21 protein-coding genes and 1 tRNA gene are annotated in these 26424 nt (G+C 56.6%); 12 read left to right on the plus strand and 10 right to left on the minus strand.

Annotated elements, in window-relative coordinates; translation table 11 throughout:
• Window positions 1–107: 107 nt before the first annotated feature.
• The 4 genes from EKM04_RS09590 (at window position 108) to EKM04_RS09605 (ending at window position 4180) form a co-directional block, all read left to right on the plus strand.
• The gene (locus EKM04_RS09590; protein ID WP_174152140.1) at window positions 108–1205 is read left to right on the plus strand and encodes a polyamine ABC transporter substrate-binding protein; all 1098 of its coding nucleotides are present in this window, start codon (window positions 108–110) and stop codon (window positions 1203–1205) included.
• A gap of 78 nt (window positions 1206–1283) precedes the next feature.
• Window positions 1284–2441 (plus strand): ABC transporter ATP-binding protein, encoded by a 1158-nt coding sequence (locus tag EKM04_RS09595; RefSeq protein WP_183894102.1) that lies wholly within the window; start codon window positions 1284–1286, stop codon window positions 2439–2441.
• A gap of 13 nt (window positions 2442–2454) precedes the next feature.
• A complete protein-coding gene (locus tag EKM04_RS09600) occupies window positions 2455–3363 on the plus strand; it encodes an ABC transporter permease subunit (RefSeq protein ID WP_183894104.1) in 909 nt (302 codons plus the stop codon).
• Between the two features lie 4 nt (window positions 3364–3367).
• A complete protein-coding gene (locus EKM04_RS09605; RefSeq protein ID WP_174152143.1) occupies window positions 3368–4180 on the plus strand; it encodes an ABC transporter permease in 813 nt (270 codons plus the stop codon).
• A gap of 212 nt (window positions 4181–4392) precedes the next feature.
• Here EKM04_RS09605 and EKM04_RS09610 read toward each other — a convergent pair whose 3' ends face one another.
• The 4 genes from EKM04_RS09610 to EKM04_RS09625 all read right to left on the minus strand — a co-directional run bounded on the left by EKM04_RS09610 (window position 4393) and on the right by EKM04_RS09625 (window position 11729).
• Window positions 4393–5112, minus strand: coding sequence for a hypothetical protein (locus EKM04_RS09610; RefSeq protein ID WP_183894106.1), 720 nt, complete (start codon window positions 5110–5112; stop codon window positions 4393–4395).
• Complete coding sequence (locus EKM04_RS09615) at window positions 5105–6202, minus strand: GSCFA domain-containing protein (RefSeq protein ID WP_183894108.1); 1098 nt, start codon at window positions 6200–6202, stop codon at window positions 5105–5107. Before EKM04_RS09615 ends, EKM04_RS09610 begins: the two co-directional genes overlap by 8 nt.
• 118 nt (window positions 6203–6320) lie before the next feature.
• On the minus strand, window positions 6321–7961 hold the full coding sequence (locus EKM04_RS09620) for an ABC transporter permease (RefSeq protein ID WP_234910882.1): 1641 nt from the start codon (window positions 7959–7961) through the stop codon (window positions 6321–6323).
• A gap of 144 nt (window positions 7962–8105) precedes the next feature.
• Window positions 8106–11729: an ATP-binding protein gene (locus EKM04_RS09625; protein ID WP_183894110.1), complete on the minus strand. Its 3624-nt coding sequence runs from the start codon at window positions 11727–11729 to the stop codon at window positions 8106–8108.
• A gap of 397 nt (window positions 11730–12126) precedes the next feature.
• On the opposite strand from EKM04_RS09625, the gene EKM04_RS09630 reads away from it, so the two are divergent.
• From EKM04_RS09630 to EKM04_RS09640, 3 genes are all read left to right on the plus strand, one after another.
• Window positions 12127–12203 (plus strand) — tRNA-His (locus EKM04_RS09630).
• A gap of 457 nt (window positions 12204–12660) precedes the next feature.
• Window positions 12661–13929, plus strand: a complete 1269-nt coding sequence (locus EKM04_RS09635) for a Ppx/GppA phosphatase family protein (RefSeq protein ID WP_459559271.1) — start codon at window positions 12661–12663, stop codon at window positions 13927–13929.
• A gap of 1 nt (window position 13930) precedes the next feature.
• Entirely contained in the window at window positions 13931–14656 is a 726-nt protein-coding gene (locus EKM04_RS09640) for an RlmE family RNA methyltransferase (RefSeq protein ID WP_174152148.1), read from the plus strand.
• Between the two features lie 28 nt (window positions 14657–14684).
• Here EKM04_RS09640 and EKM04_RS09645 read toward each other — a convergent pair whose 3' ends face one another.
• Complete coding sequence (locus tag EKM04_RS09645) at window positions 14685–16082, minus strand: MDR family MFS transporter (RefSeq protein ID WP_183894457.1); 1398 nt, start codon at window positions 16080–16082, stop codon at window positions 14685–14687.
• Window positions 16083–16295: 213 nt separating this feature from the next.
• Here EKM04_RS09645 and EKM04_RS09650 point away from each other — a divergent pair, with 213 nt between their 5' ends.
• The 4 genes from EKM04_RS09650 (at window position 16296) to EKM04_RS09665 (ending at window position 20460) form a co-directional block, all read left to right on the plus strand.
• Window positions 16296–17279 (plus strand): MBL fold metallo-hydrolase, encoded by a 984-nt coding sequence (locus EKM04_RS09650; RefSeq protein ID WP_412762951.1) that lies wholly within the window; start codon window positions 16296–16298, stop codon window positions 17277–17279.
• 175 nt (window positions 17280–17454) lie between these two features.
• Window positions 17455–18960, plus strand: coding sequence for an IMP dehydrogenase (guaB, locus tag EKM04_RS09655; RefSeq protein ID WP_183894116.1), 1506 nt, complete (start codon window positions 17455–17457; stop codon window positions 18958–18960).
• 89 nt (window positions 18961–19049) lie between these two features.
• Window positions 19050–19469, plus strand: a complete 420-nt coding sequence (locus EKM04_RS09660; RefSeq protein WP_252094053.1) for an MAPEG family protein — start codon at window positions 19050–19052, stop codon at window positions 19467–19469.
• Window positions 19470–19581: 112 nt separating this feature from the next.
• On the plus strand, window positions 19582–20460 hold the full coding sequence (locus tag EKM04_RS09665; RefSeq protein ID WP_183894118.1) for a dienelactone hydrolase family protein: 879 nt from the start codon (window positions 19582–19584) through the stop codon (window positions 20458–20460).
• 4 nt (window positions 20461–20464) lie between these two features.
• Here EKM04_RS09665 and EKM04_RS09670 read toward each other — a convergent pair whose 3' ends face one another.
• Window positions 20465–21415 carry a LysR substrate-binding domain-containing protein gene (locus EKM04_RS09670; RefSeq protein ID WP_174152152.1) on the minus strand — a complete coding sequence of 317 codons (951 nt, stop codon included), beginning with the start codon at window positions 21413–21415 and terminating at the stop codon, window positions 20465–20467.
• Between the two features lie 191 nt (window positions 21416–21606).
• Between EKM04_RS09670 and EKM04_RS09675 the strand changes: the two genes are divergently transcribed.
• Window positions 21607–21888 (plus strand): DUF1127 domain-containing protein, encoded by a 282-nt coding sequence (locus tag EKM04_RS09675; RefSeq protein WP_183894120.1) that lies wholly within the window; start codon window positions 21607–21609, stop codon window positions 21886–21888.
• A 102-nt stretch (window positions 21889–21990) separates the two neighbouring features.
• Here EKM04_RS09675 and EKM04_RS09680 read toward each other — a convergent pair whose 3' ends face one another.
• From EKM04_RS09680 to EKM04_RS09695, 4 genes are all read right to left on the minus strand, one after another.
• Window positions 21991–23364, minus strand: a complete 1374-nt coding sequence (locus tag EKM04_RS09680; protein ID WP_183894122.1) for a glutamate--cysteine ligase — start codon at window positions 23362–23364, stop codon at window positions 21991–21993.
• Window positions 23365–23502: 138 nt separating this feature from the next.
• Window positions 23503–24240, minus strand: a complete 738-nt coding sequence (locus tag EKM04_RS09685; protein WP_183894124.1) for a 16S rRNA (uracil(1498)-N(3))-methyltransferase — start codon at window positions 24238–24240, stop codon at window positions 23503–23505.
• A 37-nt stretch (window positions 24241–24277) separates the two neighbouring features.
• A complete protein-coding gene (locus EKM04_RS09690; RefSeq protein WP_183894126.1) occupies window positions 24278–25777 on the minus strand; it encodes an inorganic phosphate transporter in 1500 nt (499 codons plus the stop codon).
• Window positions 25778–25835: 58 nt separating this feature from the next.
• Complete coding sequence (locus EKM04_RS09695) at window positions 25836–26345, minus strand: NUDIX hydrolase (protein WP_183894128.1); 510 nt, start codon at window positions 26343–26345, stop codon at window positions 25836–25838.
• Between the last annotated feature and the right edge of the window lie 79 nt (window positions 26346–26424).

Genomic DNA, 26424 nt, shown 5'->3' on the forward strand with positions numbered 1-26424 from the left:
CCGCGCTGCACATTTCCCGCTTGCCGATACAAGTTTTCCTTTCTAGTCTCTGACAAAACAAGGGGATCACGCGTCTTTCCCAAGGCTGCGTCCAAACAGGAGTTACCATGAAACATCGTTCGCTTCGTTTCAGCCTGGCCGTTGTGGCTGCGGCGCTTTCCGCTGGCACAGCCTTTGCGCAGGAAAAGGTCGTCCACGTTTATAACTGGTCCGACTATATCGATCCCGTTCTCCTGGAAGAATTCACCAAGGAAACCGGCATTAAGGTCGTTTATGACGTCTATGACGGCAACGAAGTCCTGGAGACAAAGCTTCTGGCGGGAAATTCCGGCTATGACGTCGTGGCTCCAACATCACCATTTCTGGCGCGTCAGATCAAGGCTGGCGTCTACCAGAAGCTGGACAAATCCAAGCTGCCAAACCTGAAAAACATGTGGCCGGAAATCACCACGCGCCTTTCGCAGTATGATCCCGGCAACGAATATGCCGTCAACTACATGTGGGGCACGACCGGCATCGGCTACAACGTTGCCAAGGTCAAGGCTGCGCTGGGAGATGTGAAAGTCGACAGCTGGGATATTATCTTCAAACCGGAAAATGCAGCCAAGCTGAAATCCTGTGGCATCAACATTCTTGATGCGTCTGACGAGACCTTCGCCATTGCCATGAACTACATCGGCAAGAACCCGGACAGCAAGGATACGGCTGATCTGGAAGCTGGTGGTGACGTTTACAAGGCGATCCGTCCTTCGGTTAAAACCTTCAATTCGTCCGCCTATATCGATGAGCTTGCCAATGGCGATAGCTGCATCACGATCGGCTGGTCGGGCGATATTCTCCAGGCCAAGACCCGCGCCGAAGAAGCCAAGAACGGCGTCGAGGTCAACTATGTCATCCCAAAGGAAGGCACATATATCTGGATGGATTCCTTCGCCATTCCAGCAGACTCCAAGAACGTCGAGGAAGCGCATGCGTTCATCAATTTCATGATGAAGCCTGATGTCGCCGCCAAGGCATCCGATTATGTACAATATGCCAATGGCAATCTGGCATCACAGGCGCTGATGGACGAGGCAGTGTCCAAGAACCCCGGCGTTTATCCCGATGCCGAGACGATGAAGAAGCTTTTCACCATCTCGCCCTACGGGCCGAAAGAACAGCGTGTTCTGAACCGCGTCTGGACCCAGATAAAGACCGGTAGCTGACCGGGTTTCAAAAAGGGGCGGGTGGTAACTCCTGCCCCTTTCTCGTTCAGCCACTTCATACAGCAAATGGGACAGTTCATGGCGAAATCTCTTGGCCCGGTTAAACGCAAATTCTCTCCCTGGACGGATCCCGCATCGGTGCCGTTCATCCGCTTCGAGAATGTGACCAAGAGGTTTGGCAATTTCGTTGCCGTCGATAATCTGACTCTCGACATTTATGAGCGCGAATTCTTCTCGCTGCTCGGGCCATCCGGTTGCGGTAAGACCACGCTGATGCGCATGCTGGCCGGATTCGAGGAACCGACGGAAGGTCGTATCCTTTTGCAGGGCAAGGACATCTCCGGCGTGCCACCCTACAAACGGCCCACCAATATGATGTTCCAGTCCTACGCCCTTTTTCCGCATATGTCGGTAGAGAAGAACATTGCGTTCGGGCTGGAGCAGGATAATTTGCCAAGGGCTGACATAACAACCCGTGTCGAAGAAATGCTGCGTCTCGTCAAGTTGACCGAATTTGCCAAACGCAAACCAAGCCAGTTGTCGGGTGGCCAGCGCCAGCGTGTGGCGCTCGCGCGTTCGCTCGCCAAACGTCCCAAAGTTCTATTGCTGGACGAGCCCCTGGGTGCCCTTGATAGAAAGCTGCGTGAAGAGACGCAGTTTGAAATCATGGATTTGCAACAGACTCTGGGCCTAACCTTCCTGATCGTAACGCACGATCAGGAAGAAGCCATGACCGTATCGGATCGCATCGCGGTGATGGACAAGGGCACTGTGGTGCAGGTGGCAACCCCTGCCGAAATCTACGAAGCGCCCAATAGTCGCTATGTCGCCGATTTTATCGGTGACATCAATATTTTCGAAGCTGAGATAAAAGACGTTTCCGCTCGCGACGGGGCGCCGCCAATCGTTTCGCTCGATTGCGAAGGCATGCCGGTCGTCGTTGAACAGGAGTGCACGTCACCCGTTGGAAGCAAGGTGGCTTTTGCGATCCGGCCTGAGAAAGTGCGCATTTCCCTGGATCAGCCAACGGACGCAACGGTGAATGTTGGTCATGGCGAGGTCTGGGACATTGGCTACCTCGGCGATTTCTCGATCTTCATCGTCAAGCTGGATGATGGTCGCATCATGCGCGCCGCACAGGCCAATATCTCGCGCCTCGTCGACCGTCCCATTACCTTCGGAGATATGGTCTGGTTGAGCTGGAAAACCGATTCCGGTCTGGTTCTCACACGCTGAGAGAGGGTTGAACATGGCGATTTCGTCTCCAGAGAACCGACAGAGCCCCATGCGATGGCTGGTCATTGCCGTTCCATATCTGTGGCTTGTGCTCTTTTTTGTCGCCCCCTTCCTCATCATCGTCAAAATTTCACTTTCCGATACAGCCATCGCCATGCCGCCCTATATGCCGGTGTTCGATGGCTTCAGTCAGATCGTCGATTTCTTCTCGCAACTGGATTTCGAAAACTACCTCTTCCTCACTCAAGATCCTCTTTACGTCGAGGCCTATCTGTCTTCGCTTCGTATCGCGTTGATCTCAACTGCCTTGCTGTTGCTCATCGGTTATCCGATGGCGCTGGCCATGGCCCGAGCGCCAAGCGCTATCCGACCCACATTGGTCATGTTGGTCATTCTGCCGTTCTGGACGTCATTTCTTATCCGCGTTTATGCTTGGATCGGTATCTTGAAGCCTGAGGGCTTATTGACGGTTCTGTTTCAGGCAATCGGTATTCTCGGACCAGACCAGCAGGTCGATATTTTTCGAACAGACACGTCCGTCTTCATCGGCATGGTCTATTCCTATCTGCCGTTCATGGTCCTGCCGCTTTACGCCGCGCTGGAAAAGCTCGACAACACGTTGCTGGAAGCCGCTGCCGATCTCGGTTGCCCACCATGGAAAGCCTTCTGGAAGATTACATTCCCCTTGTCTCTGCCGGGCGTCATCGCTGGATCGATGATTTGCTTCATCCCCATCACCGGCGAATTTGTCATCCCCGACCTTCTGGGCGGCGCGCAGACGTTGATGATCGGCAAGACTCTGTGGACGGAATTTTTCGGCAACCGTGACTGGCCTCTGGCGTCTGCTGTTGCGGTGTTGCTGCTGCTGGTTCTTGTCGTGCCCATCGTCATCTTCCAGAACCAGCAGAAGAAGGTGGTGTAAGCTCATGAAGCGCGGCAAATTCGACACCACAATTCTGACGCTCTGCTTTGCGTTTCTGTATATCCCGATCATCATTCTGGTTGTCTATTCCTTCAACGCGTCGAAACTGGTGACCGTTTGGGGAGGTTTTTCGCTGCATTGGTACAGCTCCATGTGGTCCAACGAAGGCCTGATGGATGCAGCCTGGATTACGGTGAGGGTTGCTTTGTTGAGCGCGACCATCGGCACCATTCTCGGTACGCTCGCAGCCCTGTCGCTCACGCGCTTCACCCGCTTTCCGGGTCGTATGCTCTTTTCGGGCATGATTTATGCGCCTCTGGTGATGCCCGAAGTCATCACCGGCCTGTCGCTTCTGCTGCTTTTTGTGTCCATCGGCGTTGACAGAGGGTTCTGGACGGTGGTCATCGCGCATACGACTTTCACCATGTGCTACGTCGCCATCGTCGTTCAATCTCGGTTGCTGACCTTTGATCGCAGTCTGGAAGAAGCCGCGCTCGATCTCGGCTGCCCGCCGGTAAAGACGTTCTTCCGTATTACGCTGCCGCTCATTCTCCCCGCCGTGGTGGCTGGCTGGATGCTGGCGTTTTCCCTATCGCTGGACGATCTGGTCATTGCAAGTTTTACCACTGGGCCGGGGGCAACGACGCTGCCGATCAAGATCTACTCGCAGGTGCGCCTTGGCGTGACACCTGAGATCAATGCCATCTGCACGATCCTGATTGCACTTGTTACCGTCGGCGTCATCTGTGCTTCCATCGCCTCGAAGCGCTCTGAACTGCAGCGCATGCGCGATGAACATGATGCTGTAAAAGGCTAAATTTTCGTCTGTTTAGGAATTCTCTTCCATGAAACAGGCGGTCCGTGTTTTAACAATTTGTTAAACGGAGTTGCTGCACATAAGGCTCAACGTGGGTGCACTCGATGAGAGGGTGAGCGGGCCGGTGGCCCAAAAGACATGACGTCCGTTTTATTCCTGCTCTCGTTACAAGCACAACTCTCAAGGCAGCCTCGGCTGCCTTTTCTTTGCTCTTATGAGACGGCTTCCAGCTCACCGAGTACCTTGTCCAGCATCAGCCGGCCATAGGCTGGATTGGCGTGGTAGTCGCCGGGGCTCTTCGCGAATATATCGTGCATCGCACCATTCTCGTCATAAACCTCTGCTGGTGGGAGATGGTACATGACACCCATCGCTGCCAATTTCGCCACGGCGCGGTCGCGAAAACGGTTGTAGATGAAAGCAACTTCTCCGTCGGCGAAATTGGTTTTTCCCGCCAGCCTTTGGTAGCTTGCAGGCACTGGGCTGCAGGATGCCACGGAGAAGCGGACATTCAGTCCGACAAGCGTCTGAAAGAACGCCATGGGTTGTTTCAGCGTTTCGTCGATGATCAGATCGAAAGCGGCTGTCGACACGAAGTGGCGATCCCGTGACCAAGCGGCCACGGTGTGGGTCATCCAGTTTTTGGCGTCGAAACCGAAGCTGGGGTAAAGACCGAACATGAAGACGAACCGTCGCGGATCGTGTCTGACGATGGCGGAAGGCGCATTCGGATTGATTTTCTCGAACACCGCTATCGCCGGAGGTTGCGTAAAGGAAACAGCGTTTCCGTCAAAGGCAAAAAATGGCTCCAGAAAATTATAGCCGTGACCCATCTGGGCAAGCGTAACCGGTCCGTGAGAACTGACACAGGATCCCAGCCGCATGGCGTCAGCCAGTGCGATGACGTGTGAATCTCCGACGATCTCAAGCATAACCGAGCTCCTGCGCCTGCATCATCTCTTCGCAGACCGCTTCGTGGTCACCCGCGGTGATCGTCTCGGTGGCAGCGGGTGGTGCCGGAGCTTCGCGTCCGCGATGTTCCCTGAAGAAATGCGACATGACATAATCGACACCGGAAGGCGTGACGGTTCGCAAGTTTGGATCGTAGAAAATTCCGCGCATGGACGGTGCCGCAATGATCTCGTAGGAGGGGAAATAGTCCACGAATCCAGCCTCGTCAGCGATGTGACCAGCCACCGCCCGCAGAACGGATTTGGAATAGAGCGAGGCGGCCAGCACATGGTGGTCGCTTTTCGTGGCGGTGAGGGGAACCGGCGATACGGTGAGCACGAATTTCACATTGGCATTGATCTCGCGTAACCGGGTGATAAAGCCCACGAGGTCCTCAAAAATCTCGAAATAATTGAAGTTTTTGAATTCGTAGTCACTGTCATCAAACCGACCGGCGACGGTGCCGGGGCAAAGCGGCAGGACGGCACCATCGCGCTTCGAAACCCAGGCCTCGGTGAGGCCCAGAGTAAAGACAAAGACGTCCGTCTTTTCGAAAAGCATGCGGGTTGCCGCCAGATGCGCGTGGCGCGCACGCTCCATCTCTGCCACGCTGTCAAAGGGTTCAGGCTCCAGAAGCGGACGGAACGGGTCGACCACACCTTCACCTTTGATCCAAGCGGGTTCTTCGGGAACGAACCGGCCGAATGCCCGATCGAAGGTTTGTACCAACTGACGCGCGCTGTAGATGTTGCAATAACGGGCGGAATAGACGCCGTAATTATAGGCCTTCGCCATCGCCCGTGGAAAAAGTGGTGGGGCTGGTTCAAAATCTCGAAAGCCGAAGCCGTTTTTCGTCAGGGACGTGGCAATGTGCTGGGCAAAGCAACTGCCAGCCGTCGAAATCGCCATATCCGTGGAGATATCGAACTTCCTGTGGTAGAGTTTGTCCAGTTGCATGGCATGGGTTTCCGCAACGGCTTTGCGCCAGATCGCGCGCTCGGGCAGAGCGCCGTAGGGATGGCTGTTGCCGTGCGTTTCAGCCGCGCCGTTTTTTGTGGTCTCTGCACCCATCTTCAACCTCCAGGCCTCATCTGCATGTCAGAGCGGAACGGCAGGATGATAGAACTGAACTGCTTTGACTTTCTTCTGAACAATAGGTGGCGGAGCTTTCTTCAGGCTGACGGCCCCGCTATTGTCCGCTCGCTCCGTGCCTGTCGTCGAGAGACCGCGAGACGAGAAGCACCGGAATGAGACCGGCGCCGATGATGATCAAAGCGGGGAGGGCGGCGTCCTGAACGCGCGAACGCGACGCATCCTCATAGACCAGCGTGGCCAGCGTGTTGAAATTGAAGGGACGCAACATGATGGTCGCTGGCAGTTCTTTCAAGGATTCGATGAAAACCAGCAATGCTGCTGTGATGGTTGCTGGTCGAATGTTGGGTAAAAGCACATCGATGAGTGTTTGAAAGCGGGTGCGCCCCAATGTTCGGGCCGCCATGTCCACATGCGGTGAAAGCTTCTGAAAGCCCGCGTCGATATTGCCTTCTGCCAGCGTCATGAACCTGACGCTGTGCGCATAAATAATTGCAAAGGCTGTGCCCGATAATAGAAGTCCCGTGGAGTAGTTGAGATGCGAGCGCAAGAAGCCATCCATGGCATTGTCCAAGGCAGCCAGCGGCAACAGAACGCCGATGGCAAGGACCGTTCCGGGAATGCCGTAACCAAGCGAGCCTAGGCGGCTGGCTGAACGGGCAAGAGGCGAAGTATTGACGCGTTGGGCATAGGCAAAAGCGAAGCCGCAGACGAGCGTGATGAGCGCTGCAGATGCCGAAACCTCCACACTGTGCGCCAGCGCCTTTAAAAGCTTGGGGTCTGCCAGAGAGCCAAGCCGCTTGATGGCATAGCCACCCAGGACAAGGACGGGGATTGCAAAGCCACACAGAATGGGCAGGGCGCAAAATCCTGTTGCCGCCCATCCGCGACCGGCAGCGAGTGTCTTCAACCCAAAACGCTGCGTCATGGCCGTGGATTTGGCGCTGGAAAAACGCTGTCGGTTCCGCGCCTTCCGCTCAACGATGATGAGGGCGGCAACAATGATGATGAGCACCGAGGCGATCTGGGTTGCGCCACCAAGATTGCCACGGTTGAGCCATGTCTCGTAGATGGCGAAGGTCAGCGTGCGAATGCCGAGATATTCCACGGCGCCGATGTCGTTGAGCGTCTCCATCAAAACCAGTGCCAGGCCGATGATGATGGCCGGACGTGCCATCGGCAATTGCACGGACAGAAAAATTCGCATGGGGCTTGCGCCCAGCGTTCTCGCGGCTTCGGCCGCAAACCGTCCCTGCAAGCCGAAGGCTGCTCTGACTGACAGATAGACATAAGGGTAAAGGACCGAACTCAGGACCAGGACTGCTCCGCCAAGCGAGCGGATATCGGGAAACCAGTAGTCTCTGATGGTTTGAAATCCGAAGAGCATGCGGACGGCACTTTGCACCGGCCCGGTAAAATCCAGGAACTCACCAAAGGCATAGGCTGCGAGATATGAGGGAATAGCCAGCGGCAACACCAGTGCCAGAGAAAGCAGGCGTCGTAACGGAAACTGAAATGTGCTGACAAGCCATGCAGAGATGATGCCAAAAAACGCCGTTGTCGCGCCGGTGAGGACCAGCAGGATCAGCGTTTGTCCGCCGGCGTGCGGCAACACATTGACCAGCAAATGACGCCAGCCATCCGTTCCCCCGGTCACGGCTATACAAAAAACCGCAATCAGAGGCATGGCAATGATCAGCGCGAGCAACACGGTGCCAAGCGATAATCCCGACGCCATATGTTTTCCGGATCGTGAAGCGATAGACGGATGTGAAGCCAGCGGCAATTCTCTTATCCTTGCGTCACCGGTCTTTACCGGCGCGGAGACATCAATGGTGTGGAGCGCGATGACGCTTCACACCATTGCTAGTCCTCTATGACCTTAGTTCGCAAGCACGCGCTGCGAAGGAAAGCTGATTTCTACCAGCGTACCCTCGTTCGGCGTAGACGTAATCGAAAAGTTGGCCCTGTTGGCATCGACCATGGCCTTGGTCAGCGGCAAGCCCAAGCCGGTGCCGTCCCCGCGCACGCGGCTGCTGGATGCAGATACCTGACGGAAAGGTTTCATGGCATGCTCCAGCTCCGAGCGGGTCATGCCGATACCGGTATCTCTGATACGCAAGACCACGCTGCCGTTGGTCTCATAGGCCGTTGCCACCACGATCTGACCACCTGACGGCGTGAACTTGATGGCGTTCGACAGAATATTGAGCATGATCTGCTTGATGGAGCGAAGATCGGCAACGATCTGTGGCAACGAGGGCGACAAGGCTGTGCGAATGATCACGCGCTGATTGTTTGCCTGTGGCTGCACGATCGAGACGGCTTCTGCAATGGTGTCATTCAGGGCGACAGCCTTGAACTCGACATCCATCTGGCCCGCCTCGATCTTAGATATATCCAGGAGATCATTGACGATATCCAGAACATGGCGGCCAGACCGCACGATATCGTTGGAATATTCTATGTAGCGCGGGTTGCCGACGGGTCCAAAACGCTCCGTTGCCATCAAGTCGGCAAAACCGATGATGGCATTCAAAGGTGTGCGAATTTCGTGGCTGACGCGCGCCAGAAAGTCCGTCTTGTGACCGTTTGCAGTTTCTGCAGCACGCTTGGCGTTGCGCAAATCTTCTTCGGTACGCTTCCATTGGGTGATGTCGCGAATGACGGCGCAATATCCGTTCGAGGATTTGAGCCTGCCGATGGTCATGAACAATGGCAGAAAACCACCGGCCGCCTCACGACCAATCACTTCACGGCCATCGTTCAGCACGCTTGCGACACCGTTATTGGCGAGACCTGATAGATAATCCAGCACAGCGCGCTGACTTTCGTGGGCGAATAACGTTACGAATGGCTTGGTGGCCACCTCACCATTATCATAATTGAAAAGCGCACTGGCAGATCGGTTCAGCGACCGAATGTTACCGTCCTCATCCAGCAGAACGACGCCATCGGTCGCAGTTTCCAGGATAGAATGCAGCTCTTCGACCTGCCCTTTCAACTCGGTCAGCTCAACGCCTGCGCCTGCGTCGTCGGCAAGCCGATTTTCATTGGCGGGCAGGGACGCGTCACTCTTCTCCTCCGTCGGGATCAGGGAAAGCATCAAGGCGCTGGCGTCTTCCCAACGAACCGATTGCAGGCGTGCCCTGACCGGTATCAGATCATTGTCGACACTGACCGCCATCATCCCGCCAGCATGGTCCGCCATTGCGTCAAGCTCGTCACGCTGAAGCAGAGCATCGAGACCGCCAACGTCTGCCAGTTCAGCGATATCGCGATAGCCGGTGAGGCGCAGGAATTCAGGGTTGGCATGGATCAGCCGGTCACCGCTGTGGATCAACAGCGCAATAGGCATCTGGTCCACGGCCTCTGCTGTCAGTGAGGCGCCGGTGCGAAGGGATATCAACGTCTCCGACGCCGTCTCGTCATTCTCCATGTTTACGACGCGTGGCGGCACTTGTGGTGCCGAAAAGATGACCGGTTCATCGCCACGGGTGTAATCAGCAAAATCGTCGTCATCAGACGTCGAAGACACCTGCCTCTGCTCGGGCGTTGTGGCGGGCTCAGGCTCAGGCGTCGTCACAACGTCGATCACGTCCTGTTCCTGCACGTCAGTCGACACGGTGTCCCAGGTTTCCGTGGCGACCGGCCTCAGTGTGCGGGCAATCTCCTGAAACGCTGCCTGCTCGCTGGCACTCAGTTCGTCTGGACCCTTGCTGCGGCGCTCTTCAAGGCGAACTATCTTGTCGGAATAGCGTCGGTTCGGCGTTTCGGTTATTTTCAGCGCCGGAACTTCGTTTTCCGGCGGCTCGTAGCGACGCGGCACTTCATCTTGCGCTTCAGTCTCGTCTTCCCGTTCAGCATGCCCCTCTTCGCTGAGAGATGTCGCGACAGTCTCAGTGTTCTCCGGGAGAGAAAACACCGCCGTCTCGTCAACCGTACTGTCTTGCGCCATGTCCAAAGCGTGGGCGTCCGAGCGCACATCGTCGACCAGGGTCAAACCCACAGCATGGGTATCCTCGACCGCATCTGCCAAGCGCACGATGCCGAAGCCTCGGAAGCCATCGAATTCGCGGGCGCGCGTATAGGTGGGCAGGGCCGCCAGATCGATCGGGACGGTCAGCGACGTACCTTCGACCGGCCAATAAATGGTCTTTCCAGACCACGTATCGCGCCGATTCAGGAGGTCGGCGATTTTGCCGTCGGGATCAAGGTTGAACAAGGCCGCTAGGTCGGCAAAGCTCATGCCTTCGACATTTGCCGCGTTCGGGCCGACCGCATCGGCAAACTCATGCGAAATCGAGGTGAAATGACCCGTAGCATCGATCTTCCACACGAAGCGCGAGGCGCGTCGGTTGGGTTCGAAGACGAAGGTGTTGTTTTCACGGGTGTCTTGTTCTTTTGCCAGAGACCCTTCGGCGATCGGAGGCTCAGAAAAAACGGGCTCGGCTTCGTCCTTCCCGACCACGTCCTCGACCTCCTGCTCAGCCGTGGGAAGCTCTGGTTCTTCGACATCAGCGAGCGGAGAAACGTGATCCACGACGACCAGTTCTTCGTCTGGCTGGGCGAGCGTCACAGGCTCTGTCTCGGCGGGAGCTTCGATTTCAGCGCGCTTTTCTTCGTCTCCATCCGGATCGACAGCGGTCTCGATATCGTCGCTCTCGTCTTGTCGTTCGGTGCTCCCCTCGATCTGCGCCACGGGCACTGGAACGTCAGCTACGTCTTGGGGTCCTTGCTCCTGAACCTCTTCGACCACCGGCGGGGCATCGATGATGGGCAAGCTTTCATGCAGGTCCAGTTTGGCTTCGGTGAATTCGCTGGAAGGATCGAGTGTTCCGATGACGGTTTCAACCACAAACAGAAGGTTAAGTTCAGGCTCTCTCGACAGTTGGCCGACCGCTGCTGGCAGATAACCTTTTCCTGCTGGCACCGGGCGTTTGACCAGCTTGCCGGCTTGCACCGACGCCATGGAAATGAGTGTGCGGGTCGTTCCTGCCGTGATACCCAAGGCTGAAAACCCTGGCGATGCCGCGATGATTTTGCTGTCTGCGTCCAGCACGGCCATGTGAACATCGGGATCGTCGAAGCCTTCGATCATCCGATGTGCACGCTCCTCCAGCGACAGCGTCGCCTGATCGACCGGCGCGGAAAACAGGATGGCCCGCTGGCCAGCTTCCGCCTCGATGATCTCGGCAGTGGCAACCGTTGATACACTTTTGAAGCCGGAATGGACGCGAATATTGAACTGCTGGCTGTCGCCGGTCTGCGTTAGCCGGGTAGCCGTTGCCGCCAACTGACGGAAAGTCACATCTTGCGGTTTTGGTCCGCGCTCCAGAAAATCATAGATCATCGGGGTGCCGAAAAGGGCAGCACCACGTCCATTGGCCCACAGCGTGTTTCGCAAGTCCATCGAAAACAGAGCCATGGCCTCACCGCGGCCAAAATGTTCGCGCACACGCTCATGAACTGCAATGTCGATAAATGGGTATTGAACGGCGGGCATGTGGAAACCTATTCTGGCACGACCTGACCTCATGCAACCGCACGACCTCATCATAAGGCATCATACAGCCTGCATCGGCTTGATGTTAACAGAATCTTAAATAACTTCCCAGCGTGGATCGGTCCATCATAAGCTGTGGGAATTGCCAAACACAGTTAATGCGCCGACCATGCGGATACTTATCAGATCCCCTCGAATGTGCGGTCTACGACACCGTTTTGCAACTGTCCTTCATCGATGTCTCACCGCAGTCCCGAGCTTTTTATCAAGCGAGGAATGATGTACCGAACAGCGGTTTCGTTTTCTGAGGATTTTCGGCAAAAATTGCCGAAGGACTTGCAAAGGTTCAAAACTTGCCGTATGTGAGCCCAAGTGACGCCGCCGCGGCGTTCCCTATGCGGTTGTAGCTCAGTTGGTTAGAGCGCAGGTTTGTGGTTCCTGAGGCCGGTGGTTCGACCCCACCCAACCGTACCACTTTTTAATCTCAGTATTGACGATGGATCTTGCCCTCGTGTTGCGTTTCTTGCCGTGAGCTCGTTATCGTCACGCTTTTTCGTCTTTTAAAAATCGGTTGGCTAAAATGTCAGGCGCTGGTATGGTTGCTTCAACGTAACCTTATGGACGCCAGCAGCATCGCTTCAAGCTTTCGCGCGGCGGAATGGACAAGACAGTGATCGACCCCGGCAACGGCCCAAAGCCGTCGGAATCAGGGGAATCGGCGGTGGAAAAAGGGAATGCGAAGCGTTCCCGTCGTGGCAAAAGCAGGCGTAACGGCAAGACCCGTAACGCTGGCTCTTCTCCGCGGCTTCACGGTGCCGAATCTCAAGTGGATTCCCCATCGCACAGCGCTCAAGAGCGAGACTCGGAGCCAAAGAAGCGCAAGCGTCGTAGACGCGGGCAGGGCGGGTCAAAGCCTCCGCAGGAAGCCGTCGTGGCCGCGGCCAGTAGCGAACAGGCTTCCCAGGCACCAAATCCTCAAGGCAAGCGCAAAGCCCGCAACGGAAAACGCAATCACCGCGGGCCGCAAGGCAGACCGCTTGTGCCGACCCACGCGCCGAAAGCCTGTGTTCGGCCGAATGGCTCCGTGTCTCCAATTCATGCGCCGTCACCGGTCGATCATGGCCGTCCCCATGTGCGTGCGCAGACAAACTATCGCGATACCGGTTTCGATGGTGGCGCGGACATGTATGCCGCGCTTGATCTCGGGACAAACAATTGCCGCCTCCTGATTGCTCAGCCGACACGCCCTGGACAATTCCGCGTCGTGGATGCTTTCTCACGCATCGTGCGATTGGGTGAGGGTCTGATATCCACGGGACGCTTGTCCGATGATGCGATGGATCGCGCTGTCGAAGCGTTGCGCGTTTGCGCATCCAAACTCGCAGGGCGCTCCATCCGTCGCATGCGGTTGATCGCGACCGAGGCCTGCCGTGCGGCGGCAAACGGCGAAGAGTTTCTGGCGCGGGTCACGCGCGAGACAGGTCTGCAACTGGAAATCATCAGCCGTGAGACGGAGGCGCGGCTGGCGGTGTCCGGCTGTGCATCGCTTGTGGGTCGTGAAGCGCGCTCTGTCGTGTTGTTCGACATCGGCGGTGGATCGTCAGAAATCGCGGTTATCCGCGTGGGTGACAACCGCTCCAACCGCCTGGCCAACCATATCACACACTGGACCTCGCTGCCGGTTGGCGTCGTCACCTTGTCGGAACGCCATGGTGGGCGCGATGTGACCCCTGAAGTCTTTGCCGCCATGGTCGGCGAGGTCGAAGGCTTGCTGGATGCGTTCGATTGCCCGCCAGTGAGTGAAATCGCTCACGAGGATTTTCATCTCATCGGAACATCGGGGACAGTGACCACACTTGCCGGCGTGCACCTCGATTTACCGCGCTATGATCGCCGAAAAGTCGATGGGCTCTGGCTGTCGGACGATGAGGTTACTGCGATGCAGGACAAGTTGCTGGCCTGGGACTTCGCCGGTCGCGCCTCTAATGCGTGTATCGGTCCTGATCGTGCGGATCTGGTCCTCGCAGGTTGCGCCATTCTGGAGGCCATCCGCAAGCGCTGGCCTTCCAGGCGCATGCGGGTTGCCGATAGAGGGCTTCGCGAGGGGCTTTTGACGGATATGATGGCAGATGATGGCGCCTGGCGCCGTACACGAATTCGCCGGGCACAGATGCAAGGCACAGCGGAACGGAAAATTTGATATGAGCAAAGCGCCCACGAGTACCAACCGTACCGGACGCAAGATCGGCCAGAAGGTGAAGAAGGCGAAGCTGAAGCCCTCTTCCCGCCGCTGGATCGAGCGTCACATCAATGACCCCTATGTCCAACGTGCAAAGCTTGAAGGCTACCGCGCCCGTGCTGCTTTCAAGCTGCTTGAGATCAACGACAAGCATCAGATATTGAAGGATGCGCGCCGGATCATCGATCTGGGTGCGGCACCGGGAAGCTGGTCGCAAATCGCCGCCAAGGTCACCGATTCGACCGAAGACGATATCCGCGTTGCGGCCATCGACTTCCTCGAGATCGAGGCTATTCCCGGCGTCAAGATCCTGCATCTCGACTTCCTCGATCCCAGCGCACCAGACCTTTTGATCGAATCCGTCGGTGGAACGCCGGATCTCGTTTTGTCGGACATGGCAGCGCCCACGACGGGCCACCAGAAAACCGACCATATTCGCACGATGCATCTGTGCGAAGTTGCGGCGGATTTTGCGGTACAGGTTCTGGCCGAAGGCGGTCACTTCCTGGCCAAGACCTTCCAGGGCGGCACGGAGAAAACGCTACTGGATATGTTGAAGCAGAATTTTAAGCAGGTCATCCACATCAAACCGGCTTCCTCGCGCTCGGAATCCGTGGAGATGTTCCTGCTGGCCAAGCACTTTAAAGGCCGTAAGCCAGCCGAGCCAGCCGCGCAGGATGACCACTAAAAGCGGAAGAGACGCGACCCGCCACGTCTCACTCCGCTGGCTGTGATGCTTTGCCACGATGTCCGGAGACGGCAGCGCCTGCGCTGCGGTCCATGGCAATCAACGGCAGAACGGCAAGCAGCGATACGATGGCGACAATTGTGAAGGCCGTGTGGAAATCCGCCAGCTGCAGGTGCTCACCCGACATGTAGCTGCTGACTTCCAGAATGGTGGCGGCAAAAGCCACGCCGAGCGCAAGGCTGATCTGCTGCAGCACGGATGCCATCGATGTTGCCTGGCTTGCCTGCGAATCGTCGATATCGGAATAGCCGAGCGCGTTTGTGCCTGTAAAGAAGAACGACCGTGCAAAGCCTGCCGTGACCAGAAAGATCATGATCAGAGCATAGGGCGTGTTGGGTGTAAAGAATGCGTTGGCGGCGGTGGTAAAGGCGCCCACGATGCCAGCCCCGATCAAAATCGTTCGAAAGCCTGTCGCTGCAAACACACGGCGCGCCATGAACTTGGTGGTGATGGCCCCAATCGCACCCGCAAAGGTAATCATGCCCGACTGGAACGGGTTGAGCCCAAAGCCGATCTGCAACATCAGCGGCATGAGGAAGGGAATGGCGCCGGTCGAAATGCGAAAGACGGTTCCACTGATCGATGCGGCGCGGAACGTGGCATTGCGGAAGATCTTGAAATCAAGGATCGGCGCGGGGTGCGCTCTGGCGTGCTGTATATAAAAATATCCGCAAATAAAACCGATGATGGTTGTCGATATTCCAACATAGGGCGGTAGCGCGGGCAGGCTGACCACTGAAACGCCGAAGACCACACCAGATGCGGCAATGCCGGATAGGATAAAGCCTTTCGTGTCCATTGGCGGGGGATTGGTCGTTTCGATTTCGGGCAAATAGATCGTCGCGAGCCAAATTCCCAGCACCCCGATGGGCACGTTGATGAGGAAGATCCAGTGCCACGAGAAATAGGTCGTGATGAATCCCCCGATGGGCGGCCCGGTGAGCGGTCCGACCAATCCGGGGATCGTCAGCAGTGCCATGGCGGAGACGAGTTCGGAGCGTTTCGTCGTGCGCAAAAGAACCAGACGCCCGACAGGTGTCATCATCGCGCCGCCCATGCCCTGTAGGAAGCGGGAGACGACGAATTCGACGACAGAAGAGGAGATCGCGCAGCAGATCGAGCCGATGACGAAAATGGCGATCGCGATGCGGAAGATTTTCTTGGCACCGAATTTGTCAGCCATCCAGCCACTGACGGGAATGAAGATTGCCAGTGCCACCATGTAGGAGGTCAGGGCCAGCTTCAGTGTGATAGGCCCGACATGCAAATCGGCAGCAATCGCCGCCAGGGATGTTGCGATGACGGTGGAATCCATCTGCTCCATGAAAAGAGCAACGGCAAGTATAAGCGGAATGACGCGGTTCATGGGGCGATTGCGGGAAGACCGCATCCTGATAAGGTCGTTGCGTGTTACCTACGCCTGTGCGTGCGGTTTGCCAACTAAACATTCGGCAATTTAGGGATTTCCATCACGTCTGTGTGAAACGGATCTTTCTGCACAATCTCGGCGTTCACCAGTGCTAATGCTGTTATGCAGAGGCGCATAATACCGGAGGACTTCATGAAAAATTTATTGACGATGAACAGGCGCAATTTGTTTGCCACCGCAGGACTTGGCGTCCTCGCTGCACCCTTCGTGTTGCGTGGTACGGCATTCGCGCAAGCCACCCAACCGCAAACATCCATGAAAGTCGATCACCTTATGCCACCCGAAACAAATCGCTTTAAACTCGGAAATTTCGAAGTTCTGGTCGTCAAGGATGGCTCTCGCCCCTCTGGCAAGCCGGGCGAGACGTTTGGCACCAATCAGAACGCTGAGACCATCGACGCCCTTCTGCAGGAAAATTTCCTGCCGACGGAGCAATTCGTCAACGGATTTTCGCCGGCGCTGATCAACACCGGTTCCGATCTCGTGCTATTCGATACCGGCTTCGGCGAGAGCGGTCGCGAAGCGGGCAATGGCCGCCTGCTGGAAGGCCTGACTGCCGCCGGTTACAAGCCCGAAGACGTAACCGTGGTCGTGCTGACGCACATGCACGGAGACCATATCGGCGGCCTCGTGGAAAAGGGTGCTCCCGCCTTTGCAAACGCTCGATATGTCATGGGTCAGGTTGAATATGATTTCTGGACGGATCCGAAGCGTGTCGGAACACCGGCCGAAGGGGGACAGAAGGCAGTTCTGGCAAACGTCAAGCCACTGGCTGAAAAAGCAACCTTCATCGGCGATGGCGCAACGGTTGTTTCCGGCATCACCAGTTCTGCTGCATTCGGCCATTCGCCGGGCCATATGATTTTTCATGTCGAGTCGGAAGGCAAGCATCTGGTGTTGACTGCCGATACAGCGAACCACTTCGTGCTTTCGCTTCAGCGTCCGGACTGGGAAGTGCGCTTCGACATGGACAAGGCGGCCGCTGCCGCCACCCGCAAGAAGGTGTTCGACATGGTCTCCACGGACCGGTTGCCGTTCCTCGGCTATCATATGCCGTTCCCATCGGTCGGCTATGCCGAGCGTCAGGATGTGGGCTACCGCTTCGTGCCAAAGTCGTATCAGTTCGACATTTGACATTTGCTGCATCGCTGCAACAGCAAGACCCGGAACGCGTTTCCGGGTTTTTTCTATTTCCTTCCTGTCATGAACGTGTTACCAGCCCTCGCCAACTTCCAAGCAATCCTTTGCAGGGCCGCCGGTGGACTTTTCCTTCCGGAACGGCTTGCATTTTCAAATTAGGAATTTGGCCATGGCTCGCATTATTGAAACACCCACCGGTCTCGATGCTCTGACGTTTGACGACGTGCTGCTTCAGCCGGGTCACTCCGAAGTCATGCCTGGCCAGACGAATATCTCCACCCGCATCGCGCGTGATATCGAGCTTAACCTGCCGATTTTGTCGTCTGCCATGGATACCGTTACGGAGGGGCGTCTTGCCATCGCCATGGCGCAGGCTGGCGGCATTGGCGTCATCCACCGCAACCTGTCTCCGGTCGAGCAGGCGGAGGAGGTTCGTCAGGTCAAGAAGTTCGAAAGCGGCATGGTCGTCAACCCCGTGACGATTGGCCCCGATGCCACGCTTGCCGAAGCGCAGGCCTTGATGAAGACCTACAGCATTTCCGGTATTCCGGTTGTCGAAAATGGTGGTTCGGGTGGTCATAAGACAGGCCGCCTCGTTGGTATTCTGACCAACCGCGATGTGCGTTTTGCATCGGATCCCGGCCAGAAAATCTATGAACTGATGACGCGTGAAAACCTGATCACCGTCAAGGAAAGCAGCGTCGATCAGCAGGAAGCCCGTCGCCTCCTGCACAAGCACCGAATCGAGAAGCTGCTCGTTGTCGACAGCGCCGGCAATTGTGTCGGCCTCATCACCGTCAAGGATATCGAAAAGTCGCAGCTCAACCCCAACGCTACGAAAGACGCGCAGGGCCGCCTGCGTGCAGCAGCCGCTATCAGCGTGGGTGCTGACGCCATAGAACGTGCCGAGCGCCTGATTGCCGCCGGTGTTGATTTGCTGGTGGTAGACACCGCGCATGGTCACTCGCAGCGCGTTCTGGATGCGGTCACGCAGGTCAAGAAGATGTCGAATTCTGTTCGCATCCTCGCCGGAAATGTCGCTACCGCTGACGGCACCAAGGCTTTGATCGATGCAGGCGCCGATGGCGTCAAGGTCGGCATCGGGCCAGGATCGATCTGCACCACACGCATCGTCGCAGGTGTCGGCGTTCCGCAACTCGCGGCCATCATGTCTGCGGTTGAAGCCGCGCGTGAGGCCGATATTCCTGTCATCGCCGACGGTGGCATCAAGTTCTCCGGCGATTTTGCAAAGGCCATTGCGGCAGGTGCATCCGCCGTCATGATCGGCTCACTATTGGCCGGAACTGATGAAAGCCCGGGCGAAGTTTTCCTGTATCAGGGCCGCTCCTTCAAGGCCTATCGGGGCATGGGCTCCGTTGGCGCCATGGCACGCGGCTCGGCGGACCGGTACTTCCAGGCGGAAGTGCGAGACACGCTGAAGCTGGTCCCAGAGGGTATCGAAGGTCAGGTGCCATACAAGGGTCCGGTATCCGGTGTATTGCACCAATTGGCCGGTGGCCTGAAAGCTGCGATGGGATATGTCGGTGGCGGCACCATCAAAGACTTCCAGGAGCGTGCGACTTTCGTGCGTATTTCCGGTGCGGGTCTGCGCGAAAGCCACGCCCATGATGTGACTATTACCCGTGAGAGCCCGAACTATCCCGGCGCAGTGTGATCTGTCGGCTAGCCATATGATATGCCGATAGATTGACGCTCTCCGAATGCTGGTTCGGGGAGCGTTTTTTGCTGAAAAGGAAGCAGGAAATGTCACCCACAACCGCAATGTTCTGGCCCATGATCGCTCACGCCTTTTTGGTCTTCGGTCTCTATGTGCTTCTTTTTATTCGTCGAAGAAAATATACTTTTATCAGCAAAGAAGACTTCAAGCGTTTTCGCGATACGGGCGAAGAGGCGCAGCAAAGCCGGTTGGTGAACAAGAACATCGCCAACCAGTTCGAAATGCCGATGCTATTTCATGCGGCGTGCCTGCTGCTCTACATCACGGATGCTGACAACATAGCGACCATTTTCCTCGCATGGATTTTCGTAGCCGGACGCTACGTGCATTCCTACGTGCATGTCACCAGCAACCGCCTGCGATACCGCGGGCCAGCTTTTGTCGTGAGCTTCGCAGCGCTCGTCCTCATGTGGGGCTGGCTGGCCGTCTGGTTGGCACTGGAGTAGTCTCGCAAGCCCCAGAGGATCGCGAAAAGTTGTTTCGCTAAAATCCTTAGACTACATCGCTTTTCCCGACTTTGCGTTACTGTCTCGCACGACAGTCAAGCGGGAGAACAAGATGACGGATGAACCGAAGATCACCCAGGCCATGATCGACGCCTATGACGATTACACACATCTCAGCCTGGATCGTCGCAAATTCATGGAAAAGCTGACGCTGTTGGCAGGCTCCGGTGCGGCTGCCGCGACGATTGCGCCTCTGTTGGGCGCTAGCGGCGCGCAGGCTGCTATCGTTTCTGAAGCGGATGAACGCCTGATGGCGCAGGATGTTACTTATCCCGGCGCAAACGGTGAAATGAAGGGCTATCTCGTTACGCCGAAGAACGCGTCTGCGTCGCTGGGTTCGGTTATCGTCATTCACGAAAACCGCGGCCTCAACGCACACATCCGAGATGTTGCGCGTCGGGTGGCTCTTGAAGGTTTCGTAGCGCTTGCACCGGATTTTCTGTCCGGGCAGGGTGGCACGCCTGCAGATGAAGACAAGGCCCGCGAGATGTTCAGCGGTCTCGATATGGCTGCAACCGTTGCCGATGCGGAAGCGACGCGTGCGTGGCTGGCCAAGCGCGATGGCGCAAATGGCAAGGTCGGTGCCGTCGGCTTTTGCTGGGGCGGTGGTCTCGTCAACCGTCTCGCGACAAAATCAGGAAGTCTGAATGCAGGCGTTGCCTATTATGGTGCGCAACCCCCTGCACAGGATGTTCCCGCCATCAAGGCACCCCTGCTTTTGCACTATGGTGGCCTTGATGAGCGCATCAACGCGGGTATCGACGCCTATCGCAACGCGCTGGAAACGAATGGAAAGACGTTCGAAATCTTAGTCTATGACGGGGTCAATCACGCCTTTAACAATGATACGTCCAGCGCGCGGTATGACAAGAAAGCTGCGGATCTGGCCTGGGGCCGGACGATCGACTTTTTCCGCAAAAATCTGAGTTGACCCTTCACCAGCCCGGAGCCAATTGGCCGGTGCGCACACGGGCAAGCTTCGGAAACGCCTTCATATCCTCATCCAGCTCGTCGGGAGCAGAGGCGAGCGATATGTTGTCGAGGCAGGCGGTGATGTGGTCGGTGATGGCATTGATGAGCGATGGGGAAAGGCCCGGGCGCTTCATCAGGCCTATCTGTACGGGCGGCAAAGGTGGAAAGCCGTCCGCTGCCGTCAACACCTTCATACCCGTTCGAAGCGTTGATTCCGGTAGGACTGAGACGGCCATACCAGCGAGAACGGCTGCGGCGATGACGGTCGACGACCAGCTTGTGAACAGAACCTGATAATCACGGCCATCGGCGTCCAGTGCCGAGGCAGCCAATTGTCGCCACTGGCAATCACGCCGCCCAACGGCGAGCGGCACCGGCACGTCATCGCGCAAGGGATGATTTGAGGAGGCTACCCAGCAGAGCGGCTCGGTGCGGACGATGTCCGATGCGCGGGTGCGCGGGTTATGAGTGACCAGCGCAATATCCAACTCGCCACGCGCCATCTTCTCCGCCAGGCTGACGGATGGTTCACAGACGATATAGAGCTCGACATTGGGATGCGTCTTGGCAAAACGACCGATGATTTCCGGCATGTAGCGGTCGGCATAATCATCTGGAGTGCCGATGCGCAGCGTACCTTCCAGCCGGTTGTCATCGAAGGCGGCAACCGCCTCGTTGTTCAGACGAATGATGCGGCGGGCATAGTGCATCAGCTTCTCGCCCTCTGCCGTCAGCCTGTTTCCACGCCCGTCCTTTGCAAAGAGCTGCTTGCCCAATCGTTCTTCCAAACGCCGCATCTGCATCGAAACCGCCGATTGCGTCTTGAACACGCGGTCTGCAGCTTTGGTGAAGCTGCCGGAATCGATGATGGCAATGAAGGTGTGCAACTGGTCAATATCGAGGGGTGAAGACATGGCTCTGGGATCCATAAGAATGATTGATGACTGACATTAGAAACATTCGTTGGACTGATCAATGGTCTTGCGACATTTTGACGCCATAAACACCGACAACCAAATGGTCATCCAATGGATGACCGAACCGGCGGCCTTACACGTGGGTGTACAGGCAGCGCCTCATCGTGCCTCATTGAAGGAATAGTGTCATGCGCACGGCAGAACGGAAGATGGAACTGGGTTTGATCGCACCACGCATCGCGACCTTTGAACAGGTCGTGGCAGGCGCCGGCAAAGGTTTCGTTACGTTTTTGCGCCGCATCGCCAATCGCATGGCCGCCAATCGCCTTCTGGACATGGACGATCATCAACTGGCCGATATCGGTTTGACACGGAGCGATCTCAAGACAGCGCTCGATACGGGTCTCTTGGACGATCCGACGACACGGCTTGCGCGCTGCGCCCGAATGGCGGCTGCAAAGTCGTTGTAAGTTTCGCCCTTATCAGTTCCCCCGCAGGGTGATTTGCCAATAAGCCCTGCCTTTGCCCGGTGCCTGCTCTCGAGCTGCACCGGGTTTTTTGTATCGTCGTTTTTAGTATTGGTATTCGTCGAAAACCGGCAACACCGACTTGTTCCAGCGACCGTTGTAAGCGGTCAACAAGTCTTCAGCCATTGTCACCTTCTTGGCCAGAACTTCGTCCAGCGGGTTCAGGAACACGCTTTCGTCCAGTCCATCTTCGTTAAGACGCTTGCGGTTGCGCAGGCCATCGCGCGAGATCGCTACGGTTTCGCGCGCGACGTCGAGCAGGGAACGACCCGCCACACTCGCCTTTAAACCTTGAGCAGGCACTGTATCGCGCATGGCGATAACGTCTTCGACGGTCCAGTCCTTTGTCAATTCGTCGGCAGCGGTCAGGGCGCTGTCATCGTAAAGCAGGCCGACCCAATAGGCGGGCAGGGCACAGATACGACGCCATGGGCCGCCATCAGCGCCACGCATTTCGAGGAAGCGCTTGAGGCGAACATCCGGGAACAACGTCGACAGGTGATTGGTCCAGTCGCCCAGATTGGGTTGCCAATCGGCAATCTGCCCCTTCAGCGCGCCGCTCATGAACTGGCGGAAGGTCATGTCGGTGCAGTCACGATATCTGCCGTCACGCACGATAAAGTACATCGGCACGTCCAGCGCCCATTCGACATAATGCCGGAAGCCGAAATCCTTCTCGAAAGTGAAGGGCAGCACGCCGGAGCGACGGTTGTCGGTATCGCGCCAGATGTCACCGCGCCAGGAAAGCAACCCGTTCGGCTTTCCTTCTGTAAACGGCGAGGATGCAAACAGCGCAGTGGCAACCGACTGCAATTTCATCGACACGCGCATCTTGCGACGCATATCTGCTTCCGACGAGAAATCGAGATTCACCTGGATCGTGCAGGTACGATACATCATGTCCAAACCCTGGGTGCCAACCTTGGGCATATACCGCGTCATGATGGCGTAGCGGGATTTCGGCATTTGCGGCGTTTCGTCATAGGTCCAGAGCGGGCTACCGCCGATGCCCAGAAAACGGATACCCATGGGCTCGGCGATCTCGCGTACCGTCGCAAGGTGCCGGTTGGATTCCTTGCAGGTCTCATGCAGGGTTTCCAGGGGTGCGCCTGATAGTTCGAACTGACCACCAGGTTCGATCGAAATCGCGCCCATGCCAGAGGGTTCGCTAAGCCCGATGATATTGCCCTCGTCAATGATCGGCTCCCAACCCATCTTCGCCTGCATGCCTTTCAGCAAAGCAGAGATGCTGGCGTCGCCGAAATAGGGCACCGGCTTGTTGCCGTCCTTGAAGAAGGCAAATTTTTCATGCTCTGTGCCGATGCGAAATTTTTCGACGGGCTTGCAGCCTTCCGCCAGATAGTCGATCAATTCCTGTGCCGAGGAGATGGGTGTCTGATCGGTCGTGTCGCGGGCCATGAAATTACCTTATGGTCGATGTTGCCTGTGAGGCTTTGAATTCGCTGATAGGGTGCCGCATCGCCGCACGCAAATGAATTTCTTTCAAGCATGGTTTGAGTGCGTTTGTTTAGCGACCTAACCGTGCCTCTTGGTGCATTATTTCCAGTCACCCAGCGTCGCCTGAATGACCGCAAGCGCTGCGACCCCTGCCGTATCCGCCCGCAGGATGCGGGGGCCAAGCGGAATGGGTGTGACAAATGGGTGGTTGCGTAGCAAGGACTGCTCCTCTTCCGAAAATCCACCCTCTGGCCCAACCAGCAAGGCGATATGCGTCTCCTCAATACGGTTGAGAACCGGCAACGGATTTTGTCCTTCGTCGCCTTCATCACAGTAAATGATGCGGCGGGTCGCGGGCCATGTTTCCAACAGATCTTTCAGCCTGACAGGCTCTTCAACCTGCGGCACGGCCAGGATACCGCATTGTTCCGCTGCTTCCACGACATTGGCACGCAGCTTGTCGAGATTGTTGATCTTGCCTTGAACATGTTGGGTCAAGACAGGCTGAAGAACTCCGGCCCCCATCTCCACTGCCTTTTGCACCACATAGTCCAGACGGCCTGTTTTCAGCGGTGCGAAGAGATAGTGAAGGTCTGACGCGGCGGGTTGCGGTCGCGTTTGCCGGGTGGCTGTCAGGCTTATCTTTTTGCGTGTGGGATAGGAAAGCTCAGCCTTCCACTCGCCATCACGCCCATTGAACAGAAGGATTTCGGCTCCATCCGCCATGCGAAGGACATTGGCCAGATAATTGAACTGGTCACTGGTTGTCTCGAACGCCGCACCGGCATTGAGGGACTGGCTGACGAAAAGCCGTTGCATTCGGAAATTGGCGCGCATGGTTCTCTTTGAATTTTACAGCTGAAGATCGCCACAGCTAGAGCCTGATGAAAAGAATATACATGATTCCATAACACGCTGCAGACAATGCCGCGCTGGTCGGAACGGTGATGATCCAGGCTGCGATAATCGTCATGAAATGGGAGCGCCGAACCAGATACCGGCGGCGCACCTCGGAGGTGTTTTCGGTGTCATCTCCGCTCTCGCTCTGACCATTGCCTGACTCTAACTGACGTCTGGCATTTTGTGTGTACCACTCGCGAAAAAAGCCGACGCCGAAGACGGCCCCGATCGCCGTATGGGTCGTGCTGACGGGCATGCCGAACCGGGATGCGACGAGGACAGTCAGAGCCGTTGAAACCGAGACGCAAAATGCACGCATCGGGTTGAGCTTGGTGATCTGCTCCCCCACCAGCCGGATCAGGCGTGGACCGAACAGGAGGATGCCACAGGAGAGGCCAAACGCGCCGATCAACATCACCCATTGCGGTGCCCGCGCGGTTTCACCAACGATGACGCCCTGGGTGGCACGCACAATGGCCACAACCGGGCCGATGGCATTGGAAACATCATTTGCGCCATGAGCAAAGGACATCAGGGCGGCGGCAAGAATGAGCGGCCATTGAAACAGTTTGCGCAGCGATTGGTTTCGGTTCTCAAGGCCCTGTGATTGACGCGCGATGAGGGGGATAGCGAGGCGCCAGTTCAAAAGGCCGACTGCCAGGCCAGACAATATTGCCGTTCCAAACGAAATGATGACCAAATGGTGGAGGCCAACCCAGATGAGATAGGCGGTGAAGACGCCGCTCATGATACCGATGAGCACCGGTACCCAGACTTGCGCAGCCGCAATCTTGTCGTCGCGATAGATGATGAATTTCTTGATGAAGGCAAGCAGAAGAATGGCAAAAAACGCACTGATGAAAGGCGTTGCGACCCAAGTCATGGCAATGCCGCCCAGGGAAAGCCAGTCGACCGCGCCAAAACCATAGGCAGCGGTGCCCGCGCCCGCGACCCCGCCAACAACTGTGTGCGTTGTCGAAATCGGGGCCCTGAGATAATTCGAAAGATTGACGAGCAAAGCGGCCGTGATCAAGGCCGACAGCATCGCCCATGCGAAGATCGAGCTATCGGGGATGGTTTTGATGTTGATAATGCCGCTGGAGATCGTTTCCACGACATTGCCACCGGTGATCACCGCCCCCATGACTTCGCAGACGGCGCCGATGATGAGCGCCACAGCGATCGGCATCGCTTTGGCACCGACTGCTGGGCCGACATTGTTGGCAACATCCTTGGCGCCAATGTTCATCGCCATGTAAGCGCCGATGACGACTGCTGCAAAGACAATCATGCCGCCAGGCTGACCGATGACGAAAATGCTAGCAACCAATGCCGAAATGATGAGGAACAACAGCCCCAGCCCCGGTGCCATCATACCACGGCTGAGGTGATAGCTGGCCTCTTCGACAAGCGAAAGCTTATCCAGGTCCTTGTCCAGTGTCGGCTTCATGCGGCCATGGGGTGGTTGCGCCATTGTTCTGCTTTCGGCTGCGGTGTTTACCGCATGTGCAGGCGCAAGCGGTTATTCAGATTTATAGATTTACGATGTCTTGCGTCGGTTGCTGTTGCGTTTGCGCCATTTGCTTGTCGAAGGAAAGGAAAAGTTCCTTCAATTCCGGTTCGTTGACACGGCGCGAGGCTTCCTGTGGCGTGACCCATTCCAGCGTTCGACTTGCGCGCTCAGGGAAATTCTTGACCATATCCACGACCTCAAGCAGATGGACCTGCACGCGACAAGGGACCTGCACGCCATTGCGCAGCTTCTTGTCATAATCAAAAAATCCGAAATGGTTCTTTTCGACGCGGCCACGGACACCGGCCTCCTCAAACGCCTCGCGTTCGGCGACGGCATGGGCCTTCTTGCCCTCCATAGGCCAACCCTTGGGAATAACCCATCGGCCCGTGTCCCGGCTGGTCAGCAAAAGCACTTCAACATCACCGGTCTTCTTTGCACGACGATAGCACAGAGCTGCGTATTGCTGTCGCGGAGGGCGACGCAAAATCAAGCAGACGTCATTTGCCAGTCGTGTCAACAGATTCAATTCATGAAGTCCTTATCTAAAAAATCTATATATAATACGTCCGGTATTACCGTCAGAACGCAACTCGTCCACCACAATC

Source organism: Rhizobium skierniewicense Ch11, assembly GCF_023757665.1.
In the GTDB taxonomy this organism is placed as follows: Bacteria; Pseudomonadota; Alphaproteobacteria; order Rhizobiales; family Rhizobiaceae; genus Agrobacterium; species Agrobacterium skierniewicense.